General features: G+C 56.8%; 8 protein-coding genes and 2 tRNA genes (1 of these 10 running past the window's edge). 6 read left to right on the top strand and 4 right to left on the bottom strand.

Annotation, left to right across the window (positions count from 1 at the left end; all coding sequences use genetic code 11):
* The 3 genes from H4N61_RS15270 to H4N61_RS15260 all read left to right on the top strand — a co-directional run.
* On the top strand, window positions 1–876 hold the final stretch of the coding sequence (locus H4N61_RS15270) for a mechanosensitive ion channel domain-containing protein (protein ID WP_182394412.1). It extends 1290 nt beyond the left edge of the window; the window shows 876 of its 2166 coding nt (coding positions 1291–2166); its start codon lies off the left edge, out of view; its stop codon occupies window positions 874–876.
* Between the two features lie 134 nt (window positions 877–1010).
* Window positions 1011–2225 carry a lytic murein transglycosylase gene (locus tag H4N61_RS15265; RefSeq protein ID WP_182394411.1) on the top strand — a complete coding sequence of 405 codons (1215 nt, stop codon included), beginning with the start codon at window positions 1011–1013 and terminating at the stop codon, window positions 2223–2225.
* A gap of 199 nt (window positions 2226–2424) precedes the next feature.
* The gene (locus H4N61_RS15260) at window positions 2425–3423 is read left to right on the top strand and encodes an alpha/beta hydrolase (RefSeq protein WP_248306109.1); all 999 of its coding nucleotides are present in this window, start codon (window positions 2425–2427) and stop codon (window positions 3421–3423) included.
* Here the strand turns inward: H4N61_RS15260 and H4N61_RS15255 are convergent.
* The 4 genes from H4N61_RS15255 to H4N61_RS15235 all read right to left on the bottom strand — a co-directional run bounded on the left by H4N61_RS15255 (window position 3420) and on the right by H4N61_RS15235 (window position 6570).
* Entirely contained in the window at window positions 3420–3833 is a 414-nt protein-coding gene (locus H4N61_RS15255) for a VOC family protein (protein ID WP_169196825.1), read from the bottom strand. The genes H4N61_RS15260 and H4N61_RS15255 overlap by 4 nt on opposite strands.
* Window positions 3834–3884: 51 nt before the next feature.
* Entirely contained in the window at window positions 3885–4370 is a 486-nt protein-coding gene (gene bfr / locus H4N61_RS15250) for a bacterioferritin (protein ID WP_169196824.1), read from the bottom strand.
* Between the two features lie 367 nt (window positions 4371–4737).
* The gene (locus H4N61_RS15240; protein ID WP_169196822.1) at window positions 4738–5466 is read right to left on the bottom strand and encodes a DUF599 domain-containing protein; all 729 of its coding nucleotides are present in this window, start codon (window positions 5464–5466) and stop codon (window positions 4738–4740) included.
* A 66-nt stretch (window positions 5467–5532) separates the two neighbouring features.
* The gene (locus tag H4N61_RS15235) at window positions 5533–6570 is read right to left on the bottom strand and encodes an aldo/keto reductase (protein WP_169196821.1); all 1038 of its coding nucleotides are present in this window, start codon (window positions 6568–6570) and stop codon (window positions 5533–5535) included.
* A gap of 197 nt (window positions 6571–6767) precedes the next feature.
* Here H4N61_RS15235 and H4N61_RS15230 point away from each other — a divergent pair.
* The 3 genes from H4N61_RS15230 (at window position 6768) to H4N61_RS15220 (ending at window position 8068) form a co-directional block, all read left to right on the top strand.
* Window positions 6768–6844 (top strand) — tRNA-Met (locus tag H4N61_RS15230).
* Window positions 6845–7008: 164 nt separating this feature from the next.
* Window positions 7009–7085, top strand: a tRNA-Met gene (locus H4N61_RS15225).
* Window positions 7086–7399: 314 nt separating this feature from the next.
* The gene (locus H4N61_RS15220; protein WP_169196820.1) at window positions 7400–8068 is read left to right on the top strand and encodes a GGDEF domain-containing protein; all 669 of its coding nucleotides are present in this window, start codon (window positions 7400–7402) and stop codon (window positions 8066–8068) included.
* Window positions 8069–8333 lie beyond the last annotated feature (265 nt).

Here is an 8333-nt window from a genome sequence, read left to right as displayed (position 1 = left end):
TCGCTGTTTGATTTCACCGGTTGGATGGCAACCGATGAAGGGCTCAATGTTGTCGGCTCGATCGTTTCGGCACTGCTGATCGTGCTGGCGGCTGTGGTCATCTATGTGGTGATGGCGAGTTGGGTGGAATATCGCCTCAACCCCAATGTGGGCCGGGCGCCGACATCGCGCGAAAAGACGCTGCTGAACCTGTTCAAGAACGCCTTCACCGTGGTGATCGTGGTGTTTGGGGCCATGCTGGCTCTGGCGCAGATTGGCGTCAATATTGCGCCGCTACTGGCTGGTGCGGGTGTGGTCGGTCTGGCCATTGGTTTTGGCGCGCAGAAGCTGGTGCAGGATATTATTACCGGCATCTTCATTCAGTTTGAAAACGTGATGAATGAGGGCGATAGCGTACAGGTGGCGGGCAAGTCGGGGACGGTCGAGAAGCTGACGATCCGGTCCGTGACCATCCGTGATATGAGCGGGACCGTGCATCTCATTCCGTTCTCGGCGGTGACGGATGTTTCCAATATGAATCGCGGGTTCTCGTTCTACGTCTCGGACGTCGAAATCTCGACCGATAGCGATATTGAGCAGGCCAAGCAGGCGATGCGGGATGCGTTTGATTTCGTCATGGCACGCCCAGAGTTTGCCGAGGTTATCCTCGATGTGCTTGATTTGCAGGGGCTTATCGCGCTGACGCCAACCTCGGTTTCCTTGCGCTCGCGCATCAAGACATTGGCGGGCAAGCAGTGGGGGGCGGGGCGCTTCTATAGTGAAACGCTCATGCGGCTCTTCACTGAACGGGGCATCCATACGCCGGTGCAGCGGATCAAATATGTTTCCGCAAATAGCTCCAATGAGCCGCCACTGTTGGAACAACATGGAAACTGACATGGAAGTGATCAGCTGAGCGGTTTGCCTTAAGGCCATCTTAATCGGATGCGTTAATATTTTGATACGCGCGCTCGGGCCCTCGGGTCTGGGCGCACCGTGACTTATCTGTAGCGCGTATCACGAGGCTTACGATGTTCAGCTGTTTCCGCAAATCTTTGTTTGGTTCGCTTGTGGTGGGGGCACTCGCCAGCGTTTCACTCTCAGCCGCGTTTACAGCACCGGCGCTGGCCGATACGGCAAGTTTTGTGCGCTCGCTCTGGCCCGATGCGCAACGCGCCGGTGTCCGTCAGCAGATTTTCGAAGCGGCTTTTTCTGGCTATGCGCCCATTCCAAAGGTCACCGAGCTGACCAAGTCGCAGCCTGAGTTTACCCAGACTGTGCAGCAATATGTCGATAAGCGGGTGACGGCGGCGCAGGCCGCTAAGGGTTCCGCCATGCGCCAAGAATGGGCGCAAACGCTTGGCCGGGTTCAGCAGACCTATGGCGTTCAGCCCGAAGTGGTTCTGGCCATCTGGGGCATGGAAACCAATTATGGCGGCTACATGGGTGGCAACAACACGATCCATGCGCTGGCAACGCTGACGCAGAACAATTATCGGACAGAGTTTTTCCGCAGTGAGTTGATCACCGCGCTGAAAATTCTGAACGAAGGTCATATCGCGCCGAAAAGCATGACCGGATCTTGGGCCGGTGCGATGGGCCATACGCAATTTATGCCATCGAGCTTTATGCGCTATGCCATCGACTTCAATGGCGATGGGCGCAAGGATATCTGGAACTCCATCCCTGACGCTTTGGGCTCGACTGGCAATTATCTCAAGAGCTTTGGCTGGCGGCCGGGGGAGACCTGGGGCTACGAAGTGCGCCTGCCGCAGAACTTTGATTTTGCGCGCGCACGCGACATGAACAAGGCCTCTATCAGTACCTGGCGACAGATGGGGATTACGCGCGTTTCGGGACGCGATTTCCCACGAGCTGGGGACGAAGCGCGGCTCTATATGCCTGCGGGCGCTCGGGGCCCTGCGTTCCTGCTGCTGCCTAACTTCGAAGTGATCAAGCGCTACAATAATTCGGATAGCTATGCGCTCGCCGTTGGGCATTTGGCCGATCGGATCATCGGCGGCGGCGCGTTCGCCACGGCCTGGCCGCAGGGCGATTTTGCGCTGACCAAAGCGCAGCGGGCAGAGGTGCAAACCTTGCTCAACCGCCGTGGATTTGATGTTGGCTCGCCTGACGGGGTGGTGGGGCCAAAGACCCGCGCGGCCATTATGGCGTTCCAGACCCGCGCGGGCCTGCTGCCCGATGGGCACGTATCTGGCACCTTGCTCGAGGCCCTGCGCCGGTAGGCTTGGAAGAATGTGATGAGCGGGGCAGGGTGAAATTTACCCTTCGTTAACCATGCCAGCGCAGTCTCAGCGCGCTTAAGCAGAGGGCAGGCCGGGTCATTCCAAAGCGCCTGCCCTCGCCCATTTCGGCGCAGTCCGTCATAATTATTGCGGCTTTATCTGCAAAACCGCTATTCCCTCGAAACTCTCGGTTCGGCTTATGTCTATTTTCAAGCGCGCTATGATGGCGCTCGCTGTATGCGCCAGCCTTATGCCTATGCAGGCATCGGCTCAGAACATTATGGACCCGTTCAACTTGCCGCCGGTGATGGACGCCAATGCGGTTAAGGCCGGTGACGGTATTTCGTATCGCGATGGCACGCGGCATAAGCTCGACGTTTATACGCCCGAACAGCGGGGGCAATTGGCCCCTGTTGTGTTCTTTGTTTATGGCGGAGCGTGGGTGCGCGGGCAGAGAGCGGATTATCAGTTTGCTGGACGCGCCTTGGCGGCGCGCGGCTTCGTGGTGGTCATCGCCGATTATCGCCTTGTGCCAGAAGTGCGGTACCCGGAGTTTTTGGAAGATTTGGCGCTGGCGATGCGTTGGACGCAGGACAATATCACCAGCTATGGCGGCGACCCCAATCGTCTGTTTCTCGCCGGCCACTCGGCGGGCGCTTACAATGCTGTAATGTTGGCTCTTGACCCAAGCTTTAGAAATGAAGCGGGCGTGACCATGCCGATCCGTGCTGTGGCCGGGCTTTCCGGGCCATATGATTTCTATCCATTTGAATATGGCGACGTGGTGGAGGCCTTTGGGCAGGCGCCAAATCCTGAAGGCACGCAGCCCATCAACCTCGTCACCCAGGACAGCCCGCCGATGTGGCTGGGGTCGGGCACGACGGACCCGATTGTGCGCGTGCAGAATACGCAGCGGCTCGCTGAGCGCCTGCAAAATCAGGGCGTGTGGGTCACGACCAAGTATTATGATGGGTATGGGCACATGGAGCCGGTGATCGCTATGGGCGCTATGTGGCGTTGGCGCATGCCGGTGTTGGACGACATGATCAGCTTCTTCACCCAGTTCGGGGCGTTCCCCAGCGGGGTGCCTTATGTGGCGGTGACGCCAGACGCCCCCCAGGAAGTGCCAGAAGGCACGATGGCGACCCAGGACGTTGTGCGTCAGCTGGATCGTCTGTTTGGACCGCTCAGCAATTAAGCTTGCGGGGTGATCGTCACCGAGGCGGCGGAGCGCGTGTTCGGGCCGTGATAAACGGCTTCGATATTGTTGCCGTCGGGGTCGAGTACGAAACAGGCGTAATAGCCGGGATGATAATGGCGGGCTCCGGGCCTGCCGTTGTCTGTGCCGCCAGCGGCAATGGCTTCGCGATAGAAAGCGTCTACGGCCTCGGGGCTTTGTGCCTGAAAGGCGAGATGAATATGGCTGGCAATCGTGTGTGCGTCTGCGGCATCGACAAACAGCTCATCGGCTTGAAACCAGCCTTGCCCGGATGCGGTGAAGGAAATTCCCAAAGTCCCGAGGACGCGCTCGTAAAATCGTTTGGTCACCGCAAAAGTGCGGGCGCGCAGATGAATGTGGTCGATGAGCCGACCAGTATGAAATTGCATTAGTCCCCCCAATACAAAAACGCCCGAACCAAAGGTCCGGGCTTTTTAAATTTATTCAGCTTCGTTGGCTGGAGCGGCGTTGAGCATGCCGTAGCGCTCAATACCGATTTTTTCGAGAAGCTCGAGCTGGGTCTCGAGGAAGTCGATATGGCCTTCCTCGTCCTTCAAGAGCTCATCAAAGATCTGCTTGGACACGTGGTCATGCAGCTGGGAGCAAATCGCGCGGCTGTTCCGATAGGCTTCGCGGGCTTCATACTCACCAGCAAGGTCGGCCTCGAGAACTTCTTTGATGTTCTGACCAATGCGCAATGGCGCGACGCGCTGCAGGTTTGGATGGCCTTCAAGGAAGATAATACGCTCGATCAAGCGATCGGCATGGTGCATTTCTTCGATGGATTCGGCGCGCTCTTTGGCTGCGAGCTTTTTAAAGCCCCAATCGTCCAAGAGACGGAAGTGCACCCAATACTGATTAACCGCGCCGAGCTCGAGAAAAAGGGCTTCGTTAAGCCGCTCTATGACTTGTGGTTCGCCTTTCACTGCGTACTCCAGTTCTCTGTTTCTTGAGTTTTTCCAACCCAGACTGGAGCTGTACCAGCTCAGCGGGCGGGATTGCTTGCTGTGCGTGGTAATTTTCTGTGACGCGGACGATGATGTCCACCACATTCGGAACGCAGCCTGCGCATTTCGCGCGTCGATTGAGTTCGGAATACACCTTCGCAGGAACCACCAATTGCCACGGATCAGCCTTCAACAGATCGAGGACTATCTCCTCAATCTCTTGGGACGTGATCATATTACACTGACAAACAAGCATCGGAGGGGCCAGAGGTTCCGTAATTGGGGGGAATAAACCCCTTCGATATATGAAAGTCAATGTCATAAATTGGTGAGCGATTGCGCCTGCTTAATCGTCGGTATTCGGCGTCTTGGTCGCAGAATCAGCGCCGGTGGGGCTTTTGCGTTGGCGCGCCGCGATAACCACGGCAGAGGCGGCCGAGCGATGGGCCGAGGAAAAGAACTCGCGATGGGCCAGAACCAGGACAGTGACCAGCGCGGTTGCAACCGCGAGCCACTCGGACACGAACCAAGCAGCCGTGGCCACCGAGAAGTAATAGGCACGAATGCCGGAATTAAAGTTCTTGGCGCCCAAGGCGTTCATGGCGGCAATCGAGTCGATTTCATCTTCCGTCGTGCGGCGGTCATGATCGAGCGCGCCCAGCATGATGCAATAGTGGTTGAACTGGCGCAGGGAGAGCGTGAAGGAAAAGAAGGCCAGCACGAACATGGTCAGCATGACGATGAGATGAAGCTGAACCTCGGAGACCGTGTAGGCCTCGTCGCGGGCAATGGAGTTGAGCGCTTCCATCACGGAATCGATTTGCCCAAAAACGGCGAAAACCGCGAGGACCAGCAGCACAGACGTCGAGGCCAGAAGACTGACCGAGCCCATGATGTTGCCTGAGAGAATGGCGTCAAACGGGCTTTCGCGCAGGGTGGCATTATACACCCAGCGGCGGCGCTGCATGTTCATGATCACCGAGAGCGAAGGGCGCAGCTTTTCGATCTGGGGGATGATGATGTTGTAGGCAAAGAAGGCCAGCAGCGGAAAAATAGAGGTGAAGAGCGTCGACATGCGCGGACCTGAAAAAGAGTTTGGCATGCTGACTATAGCGCCAGCATGCCAGAGCACTAGAGCCGATTAAATCGGACGAGGCATGTCGCGATGGATGGTCTCGATATCCGCGAGGACTTCGGGTGAGAGCACCAGATCCTTGGCCGAAAGACACTGGGCGAGTTGCTCGGTGGAGGTCGCGCCGATGATGGTCGAAGTGGCGAAGGGACGGGTGGTGCAGAAGGCAATCGCCATGGCAACGGGATCAAGGCCGTGCTGTTGGGCGAGGGCGTGATAGCGTTTGGTCGCGGCCTCTGAGTAGTCGTTCAAGCGCCAAAGGCCCTTTTGATACTCTTTGCGGCTCCCCTTGGGGGTCGCGCCGTCAAAATATTTGCCGGTCAGAACGCCCGCGGCGAGAGGCGAATAGGCCAAGAGCCCAATGTTTTCGTGATGGGTCACTTCCGCCAGGTCATGATCATAATTGCGACGCAGAAGATTGTACTCGTTCTGCACGGTGACGGGGCGGTCGACACCCATCTGATCGGCAAGCTGTGCCCATTTGGTCAGGCCCCAAGCGCTCTCATTGGAGAGCCCCCAGGAGCGGATTTTGCCCGCCGCCAAAGCTGCGTTGATCGCGCCGAGCACGTCTGCCATGTGGTCGAGAGTTTGCTTGGGATCGTGTTTTTCCGGCGCAAACTTCCAATAGTTTTCGAAGTGGTAGTGCGGGCGGCTTGGCCAGTGGATTTGGTAAAGGTCGAGGTAGTCGGTTTGGAGACGCTCAAGGCTGCCCTCGAGTGCTTGGGCAAAACTGATGCTGGAAGGGGCGGAGCCGTCACGAATATGGCGATGGCCTGGGCCGCCGATCTTGCTGGCGAGGACCCAATGCTCGCGGTCGCCATTTTGGGCGAACCAATTACCGATTATCTCTTCGGTTTTAAAACTCGTCGCGGGGCTGGCGGGAACGGCATACATCTCGGCCGTGTCCATAAAAGTGATGCCGGCGTCCTTGGCCATGGCGATCTGGGCATGGCCTTCGGCTTCGGTGTTCTGGCTGCCCCATGTCATTGTGCCGAGGCAAATGTCGGTGACGGTAATGTCAGTATGGCCAAGCTGTTTTAAACGCATATGAAATTCCAAGTCGCTCGAATTGCGCGAAAGCTAAACCAGCTTTGGCCTAGGGAAAAGCGCACAAAGGCGCCTTGGCGTCCATGTTTGTCCACAGACGCGATTAAATCCGTCGTGATTTTGAAATTGGAGGGTTGTGGTCTGCAATTATGCCGCCTATAACCCCCTCACACCGCGCCGCAAGGCACTGTGGTTGACGCGGGATGGAGCAGCCCGGTAGCTCGTCAGGCTCATAACCTGAAGGTCGCAGGTTCAAATCCTGCTCCCGCAACCAAATAAAACCCCAGTTTCTCGAAAGAGAAGCTGGGGTTTTCCCTTTTGGGTTCATGCATTACTTTGGTGCGAAGATAGCCTGTGGGCAACTTTTGGGTGGGGTTGCGGCGGCGCATTTGGTTCCCTATATGAAGCTCACACGACGCCGCAAGGCACAGTGATTGACGCGGGATGGAGCAGCCCGGTAGCTCGTCAGGCTCATAACCTGAAGGTCGCAGGTTCAAATCCTGCTCCCGCAACCAAACAAAACCCCAGTTTCTCGAAAGAGGACTGGGGTTTTCCGTTTTGGCGGGTTGGTTCTGAGTTGCAAGTCGTGGCGGTGCGTTCTGCGGTGTTTTGCCTGATCAAGGATTAGTGTCCACGCGAGTGGGCGTCGCGTCATTGAGCGCAATTGCATGACACTGCGATCTGCTCAATAAGGAGTTGGGGGTCCTTTGAGCTTTGAACCTGACTGCTCAGCGCAGGAAAACTTGAGTAGCTAGCGAATATGCATTTGCCGTCCCGGCGTGTCCTGTTTCAGGCTGCCAAAGTCGCAGCGCTGACGACCGCATTTACAATGTCGATTTCTGTCGCAATTCGCGCCTATATGGGTGTCGAAGCTGACGATGTTACGGTGGCTATTCGGCTGGTCATGCCGTTTGTGACGGCCTTTCCTATCGCGCTGGTGTATTTCAACACTCTCGACGCCTTGGAGCAGTCCTATGGTGCGCTTTTGCGCAAAAGTGCTGAGCTGTCGCGTCAGGCTATGGCTGATCCGATGACGGGTCTGCTCAACCGGCGTGCTTTCATTCCGCAATTTGAGCTCGCCACGGGGCATAATGTGAACGGGGTGTTTTTGGTCGCCGATGTCGACTTGCTCAAGCAGGTGAACGACCAATTCGGGCATGCTGTCGGTGATCATGTGATTATGGCGGTGGCGCAGGCGCTCTCTGCAGTCTTGCCCCAGGAGAGTCTTGTGGCGCGGATCGGTGGCGATGAGTTTTGCGCTTACGTGCCCAATGCCAGTCGCGAACAGGCGCTGCGTTGGCAGGTGGAAATCGACAAGCAGGTCGCGCTGGAGTTCCGCCGCATATCGAAAGTGGATGAGGAGCGTGCGTCAGTGAGCGTGGGCGTCACGCCGACGCGTCAATATCTGGATTTTGCCACTGCACTTATGGAAGCTGATGTTGGTCTATACGGGGCTAAGCGCGAACGCGGTGGCGCGGTGAAGGCGCGTGAAAGCTGATATCTTCTGGCAAATTGGCCACAGGTCTCGATAAAATTCCGCGACGGCGAGGCGGAGAGTTGTTCAAACTCGCGCAAAACCTGCATTTGGAAACGATCTGTTATCCATAGGCAGGGGGGATCTGTAGAATGCGGATTGCCCCTCTAGGCAATGGAAGGTACTTTAACAAGATCCGATTTTTCTGAGTCATTCAGCACTTCGGAAGTGTGCGTTAAAGTGAGGGAGCCTTCCCTCCCAAGCAGGCAATGCCTGGTGAGAAAGGCTG

The sequence above is a fragment of the Devosia sp. MC521 genome (assembly GCF_014127105.1).
Taxonomy (GTDB): Bacteria; Pseudomonadota; Alphaproteobacteria; order Rhizobiales; family Devosiaceae; genus Devosia.
Note: the sequence above shows the minus strand (reverse complement) of the source record. Positions and strands in the feature narration are given on the sequence as shown.

Excerpts from the sequence above, each read along its gene's own strand:
- H4N61_RS15240 (WP_169196822.1), bottom strand. The coding sequence starts at position 5,466 with ATGTCGACGCTCTTCACCTCTATTTTTCCGCTGCTGGCCTTCTTTGCC.
- H4N61_RS15265 (WP_182394411.1), top strand. The coding sequence starts at position 1,011 with ATGTTCAGCTGTTTCCGCAAATCTTTGTTTGGTTCGCTTGTGGTGGGG.
- H4N61_RS15260 (WP_248306109.1), top strand. The coding sequence starts at position 2,425 with ATGTCTATTTTCAAGCGCGCTATGATGGCGCTCGCTGTATGCGCCAGC.
- H4N61_RS15235 (WP_169196821.1), bottom strand. The coding sequence starts at position 6,570 with ATGCGTTTAAAACAGCTTGGCCATACTGACATTACCGTCACCGACATT.
- H4N61_RS15255 (WP_169196825.1), bottom strand. The coding sequence starts at position 3,833 with ATGCAATTTCATACTGGTCGGCTCATCGACCACATTCATCTGCGCGCC.
- H4N61_RS15220 (WP_169196820.1), top strand. The coding sequence starts at position 7,400 with ATGTCGATTTCTGTCGCAATTCGCGCCTATATGGGTGTCGAAGCTGAC.